Annotated in this window: 12 protein-coding genes; 6 read left to right on the top strand and 6 right to left on the bottom strand. The window is 63.8% G+C overall.

Features of this window, described 5'->3' with window-relative positions; genetic code table 11:
* Nucleotides 1–578, top strand: a 578-nt coding sequence (locus QZ378_RS08445) for a radical SAM protein (RefSeq protein WP_291257949.1), incomplete at its 5' end; no start/stop codon positions are given.
* Entirely contained in the window at nucleotides 575–1,996 is a 1,422-nt protein-coding gene (locus QZ378_RS08450; RefSeq protein ID WP_291257950.1) for a S41 family peptidase, read from the top strand. The genes QZ378_RS08445 and QZ378_RS08450, both read left to right, overlap by 4 nt.
* Before the next feature lie 8 nt (nucleotides 1,997–2,004).
* Here QZ378_RS08450 and QZ378_RS08455 read toward each other — a convergent pair whose 3' ends face one another.
* Nucleotides 2,005–2,535: an aromatic acid exporter family protein gene (locus tag QZ378_RS08455; protein ID WP_291257951.1), complete on the bottom strand. Its 531-nt coding sequence runs from the start codon at nucleotides 2,533–2,535 to the stop codon at nucleotides 2,005–2,007.
* 141 nt (nucleotides 2,536–2,676) lie between these two features.
* Here QZ378_RS08455 and thyA point away from each other — a divergent pair, with 141 nt between their 5' ends.
* The 4 genes from thyA (at nucleotide 2,677) to QZ378_RS08475 (ending at nucleotide 8,732) form a co-directional block, all read left to right on the top strand.
* Nucleotides 2,677–3,507, top strand: coding sequence for a thymidylate synthase (gene thyA / locus QZ378_RS08460; RefSeq protein ID WP_291257952.1), 831 nt, complete (start codon nucleotides 2,677–2,679; stop codon nucleotides 3,505–3,507).
* A 13-nt stretch (nucleotides 3,508–3,520) separates the two neighbouring features.
* The gene (locus tag QZ378_RS08465) at nucleotides 3,521–4,018 is read left to right on the top strand and encodes a dihydrofolate reductase (RefSeq protein WP_291257953.1); all 498 of its coding nucleotides are present in this window, start codon (nucleotides 3,521–3,523) and stop codon (nucleotides 4,016–4,018) included.
* Nucleotides 4,005–4,571: an NUDIX hydrolase gene (locus QZ378_RS08470; protein ID WP_191529202.1), complete on the top strand. Its 567-nt coding sequence runs from the start codon at nucleotides 4,005–4,007 to the stop codon at nucleotides 4,569–4,571. Before QZ378_RS08465 ends, QZ378_RS08470 begins: the two co-directional genes overlap by 14 nt.
* Before the next feature lie 1,233 nt (nucleotides 4,572–5,804).
* Nucleotides 5,805–8,732 carry an S-layer homology domain-containing protein gene (locus QZ378_RS08475; protein WP_291257954.1) on the top strand — a complete coding sequence of 976 codons (2,928 nt, stop codon included), beginning with the start codon at nucleotides 5,805–5,807 and terminating at the stop codon, nucleotides 8,730–8,732.
* Nucleotides 8,733–9,225: 493 nt separating this feature from the next.
* Here the strand turns inward: QZ378_RS08475 and QZ378_RS08480 are convergent, their stop codons facing one another.
* The 5 genes from QZ378_RS08480 to gpmI all read right to left on the bottom strand — a co-directional run.
* Nucleotides 9,226–11,004 (bottom strand): bifunctional homocysteine S-methyltransferase/methylenetetrahydrofolate reductase, encoded by a 1,779-nt coding sequence (locus QZ378_RS08480; RefSeq protein WP_291257955.1) that lies wholly within the window; start codon nucleotides 11,002–11,004, stop codon nucleotides 9,226–9,228.
* A complete protein-coding gene (locus QZ378_RS08485; RefSeq protein WP_291257956.1) occupies nucleotides 11,001–13,370 on the bottom strand; it encodes a homocysteine S-methyltransferase family protein in 2,370 nt (789 codons plus the stop codon). Before QZ378_RS08485 ends, QZ378_RS08480 begins: the two co-directional genes overlap by 4 nt.
* Nucleotides 13,357–14,019 (bottom strand): methionine synthase, encoded by a 663-nt coding sequence (locus tag QZ378_RS08490; protein ID WP_291257957.1) that lies wholly within the window; start codon nucleotides 14,017–14,019, stop codon nucleotides 13,357–13,359. Before QZ378_RS08490 ends, QZ378_RS08485 begins: the two co-directional genes overlap by 14 nt.
* Before the next feature lie 272 nt (nucleotides 14,020–14,291).
* On the bottom strand, nucleotides 14,292–15,593 hold the full coding sequence (gene eno, locus QZ378_RS08495; protein ID WP_291257958.1) for a phosphopyruvate hydratase: 1,302 nt from the start codon (nucleotides 15,591–15,593) through the stop codon (nucleotides 14,292–14,294).
* 257 nt (nucleotides 15,594–15,850) lie between these two features.
* Nucleotides 15,851–17,030, bottom strand: a 1,180-nt coding sequence (gene gpmI / locus QZ378_RS08500) for a 2,3-bisphosphoglycerate-independent phosphoglycerate mutase (protein ID WP_291257959.1), incomplete at its 5' end; no start/stop codon positions are given.

Raw genomic sequence — 17,030 nt, forward strand, 5'->3', positions numbered from 1 at the left:
AGGACTTCTGCCGCCGGGCCGCCGCCCTGCCCAACCTGTGCCCCCACTTCCACCTGTCCATGCAGTCGGGGTGCGACGCCACCCTGAAGCGGATGAACCGGAAATATGATTCCGAGCGGTATTATGAGAGCGTAAAATTACTGAGAGGCCACTTTGACCGGCCGGGGATCACCACCGACCTGATCGTGGGCTTCCCCGGGGAGACCGAGGCGGAGTTTGCCCAGACCCTGGACTTTGTGCGTAAGTGCGCCTTCTCCGCCCTGCACATCTTCCCCTACTCCCGCCGCTCCGGCACCCCGGCGGCCTCCATGCCCGGTCAGGTGCCCCGGACGGAAAAGGAGGAGCGGGCCCATCGGGCCGCAGAGGTGGCGGCGGAGCTGCGGGCCGCCTGGCTGGCCGGGGGGATCGGCCGCACCGCGCCGGTGCTCTTTGAGGAGGAGAAGGACGGCCTGTGGCGGGGCCACGCCCCCGACTACACCGAGGTGTATGCCCCCGGCGTGGGATTACACAACGTAATAAAAACGGTCGAAATGACCGAAACACATGAAAATGGATGGAGAGGAAGCGTCGTGAAATGAAAAGGAAGCTCCTGCCCCTGGCGCTGTCCCTGGCCCTGCTGGCCGGGTGCGCCCCGGCCCCGGGGCCCTCGCCGTCCCCCACGGCGGAGGCGACCCCTTCGCCCACCCCAACCCCGGCCGCGGCGGTGGACTTCCACGCCTTTCTGGACGAGGTCAACGAGACAAGGCGGGCCGTCATCGAGGACGGGCCCTCTCTGGACATCACGGCCTGGACGCCGGACTTCACCGACCAGAACCACACCTTCACCGATGAGGAGATGGAGGTACTGCTGACGCCCCATGACCCGGCGGAAAATCTGACCCTGGAGCAGGCCAGAGAGGACGTGGAGACCGCCTTCACCCTCCTGCGCACCACCTACGGGGCCTACGAGTACTTCGGCGGCGATGAGGTGTTTGACGGCCTGCGGGAGGACGCCCTGGCCCGGCTGGAGGAGGCCGACCCCGCCCTCCCCCTGGCGGACGCGGTGGCGGACGCCCTGTATGCCGTGCTGTCCCCGGTGGTGCGGGACGGGCATTTCGTCGTTGACAACCGCCACCTGATTGAGCCCTATGAACTTTCCCCCTATTATGTCCCCGGCGTGTACATCGACGATCCCACAGGACTGGACGAAGATTATATCAAGCCCACCATCGGCCCGGACGGGGCTATCACCTACGGCTTTTACGCCCTGAGCCGCGACGGGAGCGACCTGCCGGACACCGTCGGGGAATATGACGGGCTGAACTGGACGCAGTGCAAGCCGGTGAGGACACTCAGTGGTACCGCCTTTTCGGAGGGCCAGTGCCAGGGGATCCCCATGCTGGAGTCCCACCGGATGTATGCAGAGAGGTCTGGCGAGGAAGAGCAGTTGGAGTGGTTTGCCTCCTGCGGCGGGGAGTACGCCGGCGCGCCCCTGCTGATCTTCGACGTGCGGGGGAACCCCGGCGGCAGCGACCGGTGGTTCATGAGCTGGTTCGAGGGGTGGACGGGCCAGCCCGCCCAGCCCCGCCAGGCTTTTGGGCAGCGATACAGCCAGCTGCGCCGCCAGAACTCGACGTTGAGCTATCCGGAGGAATGGATGGGCACCTGGGGCGTCAGTTCCTCAGGGGGCGACTGGGTGGAGCGGGAAGGCTATACCTTTCTGCTGACAGACGGAGGCACCGCTTCCTCCGGAGAGACTGTAGTGGAGCATCTGCACTCGGTGGAGAACACGCTGGTGGTGGGGGCTCCAAGCGGCGGCTGTGCCCTGGTTCCCAACAACATGCACCTCTACCTGCCCAACACGGGGGTAGAGCTCTACTTCGGTACCGGCCTGTGCTTTCATGATACCATGGAAAACCGGGACGGCATCGGTTATCTGCCAGACCTGTGGGTACCCCCGGTGGAGGCCCCGGTGGCGGTGGCCCGGATGTGTGAATACTACGGCCTGGAGGGGTGAGCGCGCAGCTATTCCCCCCGGGAGCGGCGGTAGAAGGGGGCCAGCCAGCGCTCCAGCCGCTCCCGGGGGAGGGCCCAGTTGATCAGCAGGGACATGGCCACCCCCACGCCGGTGTCCAGCATGCGGTTGAGGGAGTAGGAGACATAGTTGTCCGGCCCGATGGAGAACAGCAGCAGGCACAGCACCACCCCGCCGGGCTGCACCGCCCCCACCCAGAAGAACTGGGCCAGAATGATGAGCACCACGATCCCCCCGAAGAGCAGGGGCACCAGCAGCAGGTGGTGCCCGCCGTCGGGGTAGAAGATCAGGTAGATCCGGTACACAAGGATGCCCAGGAACCCGCCGATCACGGTGCCGAACAGGCGGTTGCCGCCGTGGAGCCTGGAGTGCTCCATGTCGGCCCCCATGCCGAAGATGGCGCCGATGCAGGCAAAGGCCGGGTTGCGGCCCAGAAAGTAGTAGATCAGGGCGCACAGGGAGGCGGAGAGGGCGGTTTTCACGTTGCGCTGGCCCACGTGGACGGGGAGAGGCTGCTTCATGGCGGACAACTCCTTCCTTTAATCCCCTACAGTATACCATGATTTGGGGGATTTTTCCACAGAAAATGACGAAACCGCAGGGTTTGCCTTTTGCCGGAAAATGTGGTATGCTGGGCAAAACGCAGATGGAGGAGGACCGCCATGAGCCGCGCCGACGAGCTGTTTATCCAGAACTGTAAGGACATCCTGGCCCACGGGGTGTGGGACACGGAGCAGGAGGTGCGCCCCCGGTGGGAGGACGGAACCCCTGCCCACACGGTGAAGAAGTTCGGCATCGTCAACCGCTACGACCTGCGGGAGGAGTTCCCGGTGCAGACCATCCGGAGGATGGCCTTCAAGAGCGCGGTGGACGAGCTGCTGTGGATCTGGCAGAAGAAGTCCAACAACATCCGCGATCTGAACTCCCACATCTGGGACGCCTGGGCGGACGAGAGCGGCTCCATCGGCAAGGCCTACGGCTACCAGCTGGGGGTGAAGCACGTCTATCCCGAGGGGGAGATGGATCAGGTGGATCGGGTGCTCTACGACCTGAAGCACAACCCGGCCTCCCGGCGGATTCTCACCAGCCTGTACAACCACCACGACCTCCACGAGATGGCCCTCTACCCCTGCGCCTGGTCGGTGACCTTCAACGTGTCGGGGAAAACCCTCAACGCCGTGCTCAACCAGCGCAGCCAGGACATGCTCACCGCCAACGGCTGGAACGTGATGCAGTACGCCGTCCTGGTGCACATGCTGGCCCGGGTGTCGGGGCTGGAGGCGGGGGAGCTGCTCCACGTGATCGCCGACGCCCACATCTACGACCGCCACGTGCCGGTGGTGGAGGAGATCATCGCCCGGGAGCCCTACGACGCCCCGGCGCTGTGGATGGATCCGGCGGTCACCGACTTCTACGCCTTCACCAGGGACAGCTTCCGCCTGGAGGGCTACCGGTTCCACCCCCTGGACACGCCCATCCCGGTGGCGGTGTAAGGGGGGCGGCGGCATGTATGTGATCGCGGCGGTGGATCAGAACTGGGCCATCGGAAAGGGGGGGGATCAGCTGTGCTATCTCCCCGCCGATCTCAGGCGCTTTCAGGCCCTCACCACCGGGCACCCGGTGATCCTGGGCCGCAAGACCCTGGCTACCTTCCCCGGCGGGCGGCCCCTGAAAAACCGGCGAAACCTGATCCTGTCCCGGGATCCGGCCTTCGCCCCGGAGGGGGCGGAGGTGTTCCGGTCGCTGGAGGCGCTGCGCGCCGCCGCCCCGGCGGATTCCTTCGTCATCGGCGGAGCCAGTGTCTACGCCGCCCTGCTGGACGGGTGCGACACGGCCTATATCACCAAAATCGGCAAGGCGTGGGAAGGGGCGGACGCCTTTTTCCCCAATCTGGACGGCGACCCGTCCTGGCTTATTGCGGAGGAGGGGGCGCCCCTGGAGCATGAGGGCATCCCCTTCCGCTATGTGACCTATCGGAGGCGTGACGGACATGTACCTGGATGACATTCTGGCCTACGAGCCCCGGGATGAGGCGGAGGCGGGAGACAAGGCCATGTTTCTGGAGTACCTCCGCCTCTTTCCCGACACCATCCTCACCCGGGAGAATAAAATCGCCCACCTGACCGCCTCCGGCTTCGTGGTCAACGGCGACGGCACCCGCGTGCTCATGGCCCACCACAACCTGTACCGGGTGTGGGCCTGGACGGGGGGCCACGCTGACGGGGACGGGGATCTGCTCTCCGTGGCCCTGCGGGAGGCCAGGGAGGAGACCGGAGTGGAGCACATCAAGCCCCTGAGCACCGCCATCGCCTCCCTGGACATCCTGCCCGTGTGGGGCCATGTGAAGCGGGGGGAATGGGTGCCCTCCCACCAGCACCTGAATGTCACCTACCTGCTGACCGCCGACGACCGCGACCCCCTCCATTTCCGGGAGGGGGAGAACACCAAGGTGGGCTGGCTGCCCGCCGAGGGCCTGCTGGCGTACACCAACGAGTGGGAGATGGACGGTATCTATACCAAACTGTTGAAGCGGATAAGTACATATATAAAATTCTGACGATATACTTGATAATGACTGGAAATTGTAGTAGGATAGGGATGAATCCGAAGCGCGTCGGCGCGCTTACCGTCTTTTGCTTTGCAAAAGACGGTGATCTCTGGAAACCGGCGGCTTAACAAAGTTTGAAGGAGGATGTGTATGAAACGGCGGATTCTACCCATGATTATGGCGGTAATGATGATTCTGTCCATAATCCAGGTGCCGGCCTGGGCGACGGACGGGGACGTAGCCTTTGTCGAAATGTCTATTGATGAGGGAAGTCCGGTTCAATATGACAACCAGGAAACTTTTTTCCGGGCATTTCAGGAAGCTAGAGGCGATATTCTTGTTAAGTTACTAAGTGATGTGGAAATTATTAGTGGTTGTATTCCTGTAGTTGAGGGACAGGATGTTACATTGGATCTGAATGGGTGCGAGTTGAGCACGACTGAACAGTCAGAGGGTAGACACTACTATGCGATTAACAATTATGGTATTTTGGTTATACAAGATTCTGCTGGTGAAGGGGCCATTAGAGCACGAGGAGTCCAGAACCTAGGTGAAGGGGTTATGGTGATCAATGGTGGCACCTTTATAGATGTGGATGGGAACGGTGGGGCTGCAGTTTGGAATGAGGCAGACTTGACGGTCAATGGTGGCACCTTTAAGACAGAGCATATAGGCTCTGCCAGTGATCAATATGGGCCGGGTTGTTTGAATAACTCTGGTAACGCGCTGATTACTGGAGGTACTTTTGAGGGGGCCAGTAAACGAACCTATGCAATTATTTCTACCGGAGAATTGGAAATCACTCCAGCTCCCGAAAAAGAGGTAAAAGTAACAGGTGCCCATGGTGCATTGGCGGTGGATGGTGGTACTGCTGTAGTAAACGGGGGAAGCTATTCCTCCACAGATTATTATGGCCTATATGTGTCCAATGATGGACTTGGGCAAGATCCGATGCAGGCAGTTGTAACAGTTAATGATGGAACTTTCGATGGGAAAACCTATGCTGTATGGATTGGCAGTGACTATAATGACCCTGTGAACAGTACGATCCCGATTAATGGAGGGAACTATCTGGATCCTTTGAATGCCCAAGAAGTGACAAGAGAGGGAGCAATTACTATCACAGGTGGCACCTTCTCCAGCAACGTGAGCGAATATCTAGATCCGTCCAGCAATATAACCACGGATAGCAATGGCAACTGGGTAGTTGCACCGCTGACAGAGGAAAATGCTGTCGCTTCTGTGGGTGGCAAGTATTATAACTCCCTCTTTGCCGCCATTGCCGCCGCCAAAGACGGCGACACAGTGACGTTGCTGAAAGACACCAAAGAGGATATTGTAATCCCCAAGGATGCGGAACTGACCCTGGATCTGAACGACAGAACTCTGACCAATGTAAGCGGCCATACCATCACCAACAACGGCACGCTGACCATCACCGGCGACGGCACCGTGGACAATGTGACCCACGGCAAGGCGGCTTTGGTGAACTATGGTACCGCGGTTGTGGAGAACGTTACGCTGAAGCGCAGCCAGGAGGCTGGAACTGACGCGGACAACAACGGCGGAAATTCCTACTATACCCTGGAAAACTACGGTGTTATGACCATTGAAGACGGCGCTACCGTTGAAAACACGGGTGCCTATTCCAGCATGGTTCATAATGGCTGGGCTGACGGAAGTAAAAATACAGATGGAAAGAACTCTGTCTTGACCATCAACGGCGGCACCTTCAACGGCGGCCTGAACACCATCAAGAACGATGACTACGGTGAACTGACCATCAATGACGGTACCTTTACCAGCATGTCCCAGGCAGCGTTCCTGAACTGGAATATCGCTACCGTCAACGGCGGTACCTTTAACGCTGAAAGCGCCTCCAGCGGTGTGATCCTGAACGGCTACCTCGACGACAGCAAGGATCAGGGTGAGCTGACCATCAACGGCGGCACCTTCAACGCCGGGGATAGCAACACGGTCATCACCACAATGGGCGGTGCAAAGCACAGCGGCGACATTGAGATTACCGGCGGTACGCTGAGCGGCTCCATTGTCCTCACAGACAGCCAGGACGGCGCCCAGATGACCATTACCCAGGACGCCAAAGTCAGCGGCAATGTGACCAACAGCGGCAAAGCGGACGTGGCCATCACCGACGGCGCCACCGTGAGCGGACAGGTGTCCAACGACACCGACGGCACCATGAGCGTGGTCAACAGCACCGTCGGCAGTGTGCCGGAGGGCACCACCGCAGAGACAATCGTCATTGTCAACAGCACTGTGGATGGAGAACTGACCACCAATACCGGCGACAAGGCAATCATGGTGGGCGGCGAGACCTATGACACCCTGGCCGAGGCGATTGAAAAGGTAGGTAACGGCGGCACGATCTATATCCTGCGGGATATTGACAATGCCACTGGACTCTCGGTGCCTGAGGACAAGAACTTTACCATTGATTTTGGTGGATACACCTATACGCTGATCGGTCCCGGGGCTGGCTCTTCCGGTACAGAAACCAATGGCTTCCAGCTCCTGAAGGATTCTACCATCACCCTCAAAAACGGCACCATCCGTATTGCCGAGGGCGCAAATAATATCAAGCGCATCATTCAGAACTACGCCAATCTGACCCTGGAGGATATGCACATCTATGCCCAAAACCAGCAGCCGGATGAGAATTACGCACTGAGCTTCAACAACGGCAATATCACCTTCAAGGGCGATACGGATGTGATTACCACCAGCGATGAGACAATTGCGTTTGATGTCTGCGAATTTGCCAGCTATCCCTCTGCCAACGTCGCATTTGATGAGAGCTATACCGGCACTATTAACGGCAAAATCGTGTATGACAGCACCAACGCAGACACGCACAAGTTGGTGATCCAGGGCGACGGCACCTTCGGCACCATTGAGGCGACCAACGGGGCCGGAGAGGCCGCAAAGGCTGGCATCGAGGTCACCAGCGGCCACTTTGCGAAGCCCGTTGATAAGGACTATCTGGCGGAAACCGTCAAGGCTCAGCTGAAGAGCGCCTCCAACCCCGACGCCCCCTACAGCTATTACCCCAGCGTGGAGGATGCCATCGCCGCAGCCAAGCCCGGCGATACGGTGACTGCGGTGAACACCGAGCCCGGCGAGGCAACATATACCGTTACCCTGAAGTTCAACGACGGCAGGACGGATGATCTCACTTACGAAGTCAGCGAGGATACAGCGATCGACCTTCCCACCCCCAGCCGCTCCGGCTACACCTTTGAGGGCTGGTATGACGGAAACACCCGCGTGAGCGATCCTTACAACGTGACAAAGACGGTCACTCTGACTGCGGAGTGGGATTACAAGGACGACGACCACGGCTCCAGTTCCTCCGGCAGCTCCAGCAGTGTGCGGCGGTACGACATTGAGGCCGACGCGGGCCGTGGCGGCGATATCAGCCCGGACGGCCGTGTGCGGGTGCGCCGGGGCGAGAACCAGACCTTCCGCATCACCGCCGACGACGGGTATGAGATCTACGACGTGGAGGTGGACGGCGAGAGCGTGGGGGCGGTGAGCCGCTACACCTTCGAGAATGTGCGGGAGGACCACACCATCTCCGCCACCTTCCGCCAGACCGGCGCTCAGACGGAGGAGGCCCAGCTGCCCTTCCTGGACGTGGCGGAGGGCGCATGGTACTACGACGCGGTGGCGTACTGCTATGAGAACGGCATCATGGACGGCACCAGCTCCGTCAGCTTCGCGCCCGGCATGCTGCTGAACCGGGCCATGGCGGCCCAGGTGCTGTACAACCTGGCCGACGGCACGGCCTCCACTGCGGCGGGCTTCCCCGACGTGGCAGCTTCCGCCTGGTACGCCGACGCGGTGAACTGGGCGGCGGCCAACGGCTATGTGACCGGCTACGACAACGGCAGCTTCGGCCCTGAGGACAGTCTGACCCGGGAGCAGCTGGCGGTGATCCTGTACCGCTACGCCGGCTCCCCCGAGCCCACCGGCTCCCTGGACGGCTTCACGGACGCGGCGTCCGCGTCCGATTACGCGGTGGACGCCCTGCGCTGGGCAGTGGGCGAGGGCCTGCTGACCGGCAAGGACGGCGGACGGCTGGATCCCGCCGGCACCGCCTCCCGCGCCGAGCTGGCCCAGATCCTGGCCCGCTTCGCCCAGATGTAACCACAGCCATGCGTCCAAGACGGCGCGGAAAAGCCCCCGACCACGGAACTGGATTCCGTGGTCGGGGGCTCTCTTATGCCCGCTTGATCAGTCTGAGGACCGGGACAGTATGCGCGCCTGCGGCTGCGCCCGGATTCTCCGGGTATAGCCGGCAAAGATTCGGCAGACATTTGGAGCTTTATTATGCTAAACATGCTGCGCAGAAGATAGAGAAACTGATTGGTATCAAAGGAACTGCACTCTGCCGGGCAGTGAGAATAAATCTGATGGTACAGAAATGTATAGGACAAGAGGCCGCAAACAAGATGAGGATGTGAAAACAGGCACAGGAGAAGTTAAAAGCTGAGTATGGAGGGCGGTAGGCCAAAGCGTCGTTATACCCCGCTTCCGGTCGCCCCGTCTCGCTGAGGGCCTCCATCATTTCCAGGTGTGCCATTTTTACTGAATCAGACAGGGATTGATGCTCGCATCCGGGGGAGAGATGCCGGCGCGGTCAGAGAAGGCCGTCCGCCCGGAGACGGTTCAGGAGCCGGGCGATGAGTCCCACCCGCTGAAAGGGGGTCATAAGGTAGAAGCCGTCTACAAAGGGCGCGATCTCCTTGGCGATGGCGGCGGAGACGGTCAGGGCGATCTCCTCGCCCTCCTCCCGGCTCTTGTCCCGGTAGAGCCGGATGATCTCCTCACACACCCGGATGCCCGCCACCTCGTTGTTCAAAAAACAGGCGTTGCGGTAGCTGACCACCGGGAAGATGCCGCCCAGCAGCCTGCCCTTCAGAACCTCCCGGGCCCGTTTCAGGTTGTCCAGCGCCTCTTTGGACAGCACCGGCTGAGTCAGGAAGCCCCGGATGCCGCAGTCCTCCTTCTCCCGGGCCAGGCGGAGCTGCACGTCGAAGTTGCGGGCGTTGAGGTTCAGCGCGCCGAACAGGCGGAAGGGGGTGGAGAAGGTGTCCTCCCCCAGGGAGCTGACGTAGCGGGCCAGCTTGCGGGAGTTGAAGTTGAACACGCTCTTGACCTCGTCCCGGCTCTCGCTGGGCACGGGGTCGCCGGTGACCAGCAGCACGTTGTGCACGTCCTCCATGGACAATCCAAGCAGCAGGGCCTTGATGGCGTTCAGGTTCCGGTCGCGGCAGGTCATGTGGGGGAGGGGCTCCACCCCCAGCTCCCGCTTGAGCTTGCAGGCCAGCAGGCAGCTGTCCGCCCTCGGACGCCCCACGGGGCAGTCGGCGATGGTGATCACGTCGGCCCCCGCGTCCCGCAGGGTGCCCACACCGGACAGGAAGGGGGCGATATCGTCGTTGGCCGGGGGATCCAGCTCCACCGCCACGGCCTTCTCCCCCCGCTCCAGCTTGCTCCACAGCCGATCCGTCCCCGCCGGGGCCCGGACAGGCGCCTGAACCGGGCCGGACACCACTGCGGCGGGCGCGGCGGGCTCCTCCCGCAGCAGCCGGGCCAGGCGGGCGATGTGCTCCGGCGTGGTGCCGCAGCAGCCGCCCACGATGGAAGCCCCCGCCCGGAGGATCTGCGCCATCTGCTGGGCAAAGTAGTCCGGCGTGCCCTGATAGGCGGTGCGCCGGCCCAACACCGTGGGATAGCCCGCGTTGGGCATCACGGAGAGCATGGTTCCCTCCAGCTCCAGCCCCCGCACCAGGGAGAGCAGGTGGTGGGGCCCTGACATGCAGTTGAAGCCCACCCCATCCACGCCGGGCAGCGCCGCCGTGCGCTTCAGCAGCGCCCGGCCGGACAGGCCCTCCCGGGTGAAGCCGTCGGGCCCCACGGCAAAGGAGACAATCAAAAACGCCTCCGGGCAGTTCGCCTCCAGCCAGGCGGCCAGCTGGGGGATACCCTCGTCGGAGGACAGGGTCTCCACCAAAAAGTGGGTCACACCTGCGCTGACAAATTGCTCCGCCTGGAGGAGGAAGAGCTCCTCGGGGCTCCGGGGACTGTCCCCGGGTATGGGGCCCAGATCGGCGAATACCAGGGCCCCATAGGGAGCGGCGGCCTCCAGGGCCAGGCGGCTGGCGGCGGCAATCAGCTCCCCGGCCAGGGCCTCATTCCCCTGGGCCAGCTCCGTCCCCAGACCGAAGGTGTTGGTCTTGATGGCACTGGCCCCCGCCTCCAGGTAGGCGTGGTGGATGGCGGAGATCTCCTCTGGGTGGGTGAGGCTGGCACCCTCGCACCGCTCCCCCGCCCGGCCGGGCAGGGCGGCGAACAGGGTGCCCATGGCCCCGTCGAACAGCAGGGGATGCTCCGGGGTATATGCGATTTTACTCATGCGCCCAGCACCTCCCGCGCAATCTCCACGCTCTGCCGCGCGTCTTTGGCGTAGTAGTCCGCCCCCATCCGCTGGGCGTACTCCGGCGTCACCACCGCGCCGCCCACAAAGACGGCGGGGGGCTCGGGCAGGGCCTTGAGCATCCGGATGGTCTCCTCCATGGCGGGCAGGGTGGTGGTCATCAGGGCGGACAGGCCCACCAGGGGGATGCGCCCCTCCGCCACCGCGTCACAGATAGCCTGGGGAGGCACGTCCCGGCCCAGGTCGATGACCTGATAGCCGTAGTTCTCCAGCACGGTTTTGACGATGTTCTTGCCGATGTCGTGGATGTCCCCACGGACGGTGGCCACCGCCAGGGCCCCTTTGGCCTCCATGCCGCCGCCGGTGCGGGCCAGGGCGTCCTTCAGCACCTCAAACACGGCCTGGGCCGCCTGGGCGGCGCTGAGCAGCTGGGGGAGGAACAGGGTGCCCTGTTCGTAGCCGCTGCCCACTGTGTCCAGGGCGGGGATCAGCCGGTTGTTCACCAGGGACAGGGGCTCCTCGGTCTCCAGGGCCGCCTTGGCCAGCCGGGCGGCGTCGGCGCGGAGGCCGCGGATCACCGCGTCCTCCAGGGTCATGCCGGTGTCGGCGGCGGGGGCGGCAGATGCCGCCGGGGCACTCTCCCCGGCGAAGCGGGCCACGTAGGCCCGGCATCCCTCGTCCTCCCCGGACAGCACCCGGAAGGCGGCCACCGCGTCCATCATGGCCTTCTGGTTGGGGTTGAGTATGGGCAGGGTGAGCCCCGCCTCCAGGGCCTGCACCAGAAACGTCTCGGTGACCAGGGCGCGGTTGGGCAGGCCGAAGGAGATGTTGGACACACCCAGCACGGTCTGGAGGCCCAGCTCCTCCCGTACGGCCCGGAGGGCGGCGAGGGTCTCCCTGGCCTGCCCCTGCTGGGCGGAGACGGTGAGGGTCAGGCAGTCGATCCACACGTCCTCTTTGGGGATGCCGTGGGCCAGGGCGGCCTCCAGGATGCGGCGGGCGATGTCCACCCGCTCCCGGGCGCTCTGGGGGATGCCCCTCTCATCCAGGGCCAGGCCCACCACCGCCGCGCCGTACTTCTTCACAATGGGCAGGATCTTCTCCTGCACCGCCGGATCGCCGTTGACGGAGTTCACCGCCGCCTTGCCGTTGTACACCCGCAGGCCGGCCTCCAGGGCGGCGGGGTTGGAGGAGTCCAGCTGGAGGGGCACGTCCAGTGCGCTCTGGAGCTTCTTGACCACCCGGGGCAGCATGTCCACCTCGTCCACGCCGGGGTAGCCCACGTTCACGTCCAGAATGTCCGCCCCCGCGTCCACCTCCTGGATGCCCACGTCCAGAATGTAGTCCAGATCCCCCTCCAGCAGGGCCTGCTGGAACCGCTTCTTGCCGGTGGGGTTGATCCGCTCCCCGATGGTGCGCACCCCGTCAATGGGCAGGGGGACGGTGGGGGTGCACAGAAAGGAGACGGGCCGGTACGCCCGGCGGACGGGGGCCCTGCCCGCCAGAACCTCCCGCACCCGGCGGATGTAGTCCGGCGTGGTGCCGCAGCAGCCGCCGAAGATGGTCACACCCGCCTCCCAGCAGGGGAGCAGGGCCTGGGCGAAGCTCTCCGGATCCATGTGGTAATGGCCGTCCACCGGGTCGGGCAGGCCAGCGTTGGGCTTGGCGATCACCGGCAGGCGGGTGCTTGCGCACAGCTCCTTCACCAGGGGGAGCAGTAGATCCGGCCCCAGGGAGCAGTTCAGACCGATGGCGTCGGCCCCCAGGCCCTCCAGCGTCCGGGCCATGGAGGGAATGGTGCAGCCGGTGAAGGTGCGCCCGCCGGTCTCAAAGGACAGGGTGACCAGGACAGGCAGATCGGTGTTCTCCTTGACAGCCAGCAGGGCGGCCCTGGCCTCGTACAGATCGGTCATGGTCTCGATCACCGCCAGATCCGCCCCGGCCCGGGCCCCGGCCATCGCCACCTCACGGAAGAGGTTGTAGGCCTCCTCAAAGGACAGGCTCCCCATGGGCTCCAGCAGCTCCCCCAGGGGGCCCATGTCCACGGCCACCAGGGTTTCGGTGCCCTCCGCCGCCTTCCTGGCAATACGGACGGCCTGGGTAACCACCTCCTCCGCGCCGTGGCCGGTGGGGGCCAGCTTGCGGGCGTTGGCCCCGAAGGTGTTGGCGTAGATGATCTGGCTGCCCGCGGCGATGTATTCCCGGTGGATCTCCTCCAGCAGCTCCGGCCGGGTCAGGTTGAGCAGCTCCGGCTGCCCGCCGGCGGGCAGGCCCCGCTGCTGGAGGACGGTGCCCATGGCCCCGTCCAGAAAGATCAGGTTATCGGTAAAATCAAGAGAGCCCACAGCTCTTTCCTCCTTTGCGCAGTTGACAGGTCTGGTTCATGGAGCAATAACGGCACCCCCGCACCCGGGCCATCTGGGGCCGGTCGGTGACGCCCACAATGGCGGTGACCGATTTTCCCGGATTCAACAGGCAGCTGTCCGTCACATACAGCCCCAGGGTGCGCTGGGTGTCCAGGGCTCCGCAGAGGGTGGGCTGGAGGGACAGGGGCAGGTCGCCGTACCCCGGACTGAACCGGTCGGTGAGAAAGCGGCCGGGCAGGCGGGCGGAGACCTCCCCCTCCGCCGCGTCGCAGCCGGCCTCCACCCAGGCGCTGCCGCAGCCGTCCAGCAGGACGGCCTTCGTCATGTCCCGGGCCTGGACGGCCCGGAGCCTGGCGTCAAACACCGCCCCCAGGGTACAGGCCAGCAGGGCGGCCTGGGTGCACTCCTTTAGCATGAGCGCCGCCGTCCGGCCGGGCAGGAGCAGGTTCAGCGCCGGCAGGTACGGCCCCTCCGGCGTGTGCTCCAGGTCGAACAGCCGCCACCGCCACCGGGGGGTGACGGCCGTCGTCAGCCCGGCGGCCACGTCCTCCATCTCCCGGCGCAGCTCCTCCGGCGGCGGAGAGGGCACCCCCGCGTAGCGCAGGGCCTCCTCCAGATTCAGCTTCATCCTTTCACCCCTCCCGCGGCCAGGCCTCGGCCGGTTTTATACAATAAATATGATCATACCTGTTTTTGCGGAAAATGTACAGAGCTTTGGCAGAAAAAGGGGCCGCTGTCCATGACAGCGGCCCCTTGAGGTTCCTTCGATTGTCACGCTTCGCCTGTTCGCGACGCCCGGCTTCCCTCCGTCTCGGACTTGAACCGCCCCGCTGTGCGGGGCTGGGTTCTCGCCCTCGCTCCGATCCATCCGGGCTGCTCACGACGGCTCCGCGCTTCTTTTTACTTGAGGTTGAAGAAGGCGCCCATACCCAGATACTGGGCCACGTCGCCCAGCTCCTCCTCGATGCGGAGCAGCTGGTTGTACTTGGCCACGCGGTCGGTGCGGCTGGGAGCGCCGGTCTTGATCTGGCCGGCGTTGACGGCCACAGCGATGTCGGCGATGGTGGCGTCCTCGGTCTCGCCGGAGCGGTGGGACACGATGGCGGTGTAGCCGGCCCGGTTGGCCATCTGGATGGCGTCCAGGGTCTCGGTCAGGGTGCCGATCTGGTTGACCTTGATGAGGATGGCGTTGGCCACCTTCTTCTCAATGCCGGTCTTGAGCCGCTCGGTGTTGGTGACGAACAGGTCGTCGCCCACCAGCTGCACGCGGTCGCCGATGGCCTTGGTGAGCATAGCCCAGCCCTCCCAGTCGGTCTCGGCCATGCCGTCCTCCAGGGAGACGATGGGGTAGGTGTCGGCAAACTTCTTCCACATGTTCACCAGCTGCTGCTGGGTCAGCTTCTTGCCGGACTTGGGCTGGACATAGCACTTCTGCTCCTCGTCCCACCACTCGGAGGAGGCGGCGTCGATGGCGATCTTGAAGTCCTCGCCGGGCTTGTAGCCGGCCTCCTCGATGGCCTTCACAATGACCTTCAGGGCGTCCTCATCCTTCTTCAGGTTGGGGGCATAGCCGCCCTCGTCGCCCACGCCGGCGGCGGGAGTGCCGTTCTCCTTCAGGGTCTTCTTCAGCTGGTGGAACACCTCGGCGCACATGCGCAGGGCCTCGCGGAAGCAGCAGGCGCCCACGGGCATGATCATGAACTCCTGGATTTCCACGTTATTGGTGGCGTGAGCGCCGCCGTTGAGGATGTTCATCATGGGCACGGGCAGCACCTTGGCGTTGGCGCCGCCGATATAGTTGTACAGGGAGGTGCCCAGGCTCTCAGCGGCAGCCTTGGCGCAGGCCAGGGAGGCGCCCAGGATGGCGTTGGCGCCCAGCTTGGTCTTGTTGGGGGTGCCGTCCAGCTCGATGAGGGCCTTGTCGATGGCGGTCTGATCCAGCACGTTCATGCCCACCAGGCACTCGGCGATCTCGGTGTTCACGTTCTTCACGGCGGTGAGCACGCCCTTGCCCAGGTAACGGCTCTTGTCGCCGTCGCGGAGCTCGCAGGCCTCATAAATGCCGGTGGAGGCGCCGGAGGGCACGGCGGCGCGGCCGACGGTGCCGTCCTCCAGGTAGACCTCCACCTCAACGGTGGGGTTGCCGCGGCTGTCCAGGATCTCGCGGCCCAGGACGTCGACGATCTCGATAATCTGCTTCATGGGTAAAAACTCCTTTCGTCTTGGCGGCGGGGACGGGCCCCGCCCCGCAGGGGTAGGATTGTGTGGGGGACGGGCCTCCGCCCGCCGGGGATCTATGGTAGGGCGGGAGCTTGCTCCCGCCGGATACCGCTTGGAGGAATTGAGAATTGATAATGGATAATTGATAATTCTCCCACATCGGAACATGGGCAGATAAAACGAAGTCCATGCAGCGACGCCGGCCAGCACACAAATTGTCAATTCTCAATTTTCAATTGTCAATTCAGGATCAAGGTCTCCCCGTCCATCTCCGCGGGCTTTTCCAGACCCATCAAGTCCAGCATGGTGGGGGCGATGTCGGCCAGGCGGCCGTCCCGCAGCTTCACGTCGGCGCCCACGATGTAGAAGGGCACCAGGTTGGTGGTGTGGGCGGTGTAGGGGGTGACGCCGTCGGCGTCCAGCATCCGCTCGGCATTGCCGTGGTCGGCGGTGATCAGGGTCACGCCGCCCATGCGGGAGGTGGCCTCCACCACCTTGCCCACGCCGTCGTCCACGGCCTCCACGGCCTTGACGGCGGCCTCAAACACGCCGGTGTGGCCCACCATGTCGCAGTTGGCGAAGTTGAGGATGATCACGTCGTAATTGCCGCTCTCGATGCGCTTGACGGCCTCCTCGGTGACCTGGGGGGCGCTCATCTCGGGCTGGAGGTCATAGGTGGCCACCTTGGGGGAGGGGATCAGGCAGCGATCCTCTCCGGGGAAGACCTGCTCCGCCCCGCCGTTGAAGAAGAAGGTCACGTGGGCGTACTTCTCCGTCTCGGCGATGCGCAGCTGGGTGTAGCCCTGCCGGGCGATATACTCGCCAAAAATGTTCACCAGCTCCCTGTGGGGGAAGGCGATGAGCACATTGGGCATGGTGGCGTCGTACTCGGTGGTGCACACATAGGTGACGGGGAAGTAGCCCTTCTTCCGCTCCACGTCGGTGAAGGCGGGATCCACAAAGCAGCGGGTGATCTCCCGGGCCCGGTCAGGGCGGAAGTTGATGAAGATGATGGAGTCGCCCTCCTTTACCTTCCCGTCCTTGGTGCACACGATGGGCTCCACAAACTCGTCGGTGACGCCGGCGTCATAGGACTTCTGCACGCCGTCCACCGGGTCGGGGTTCTGGATGCCCTCGCCCCGGGTCATGGCGTCATAGGCCCGCTGCACCCGATCCCAGCGCTTGTCCCGATCCATGGCGTAGTAACGGCCCATGACGGTGGCGATCTGTCCCACGCCGATCTCCCTGCACTTGGCCGCCAGCTGCTCCACGTAGCCCTTGCCGGAGGCGGGGGGCACGTCACGGCCGTCCAGGAAGCAGTGGACATACACCCGGCTCAGGCCGCGGCGCTTGGCCATCTCCAGCAGGGCGAACAGGTGGGTGATGTGGCTGTGGACGCCGCCGTCGGACAGCAGGCCC

The organism is Flavonifractor sp. (assembly GCF_019422385.1).
GTDB lineage: Bacteria > Bacillota > Clostridia > Oscillospirales > Oscillospiraceae > Flavonifractor > Flavonifractor avistercoris.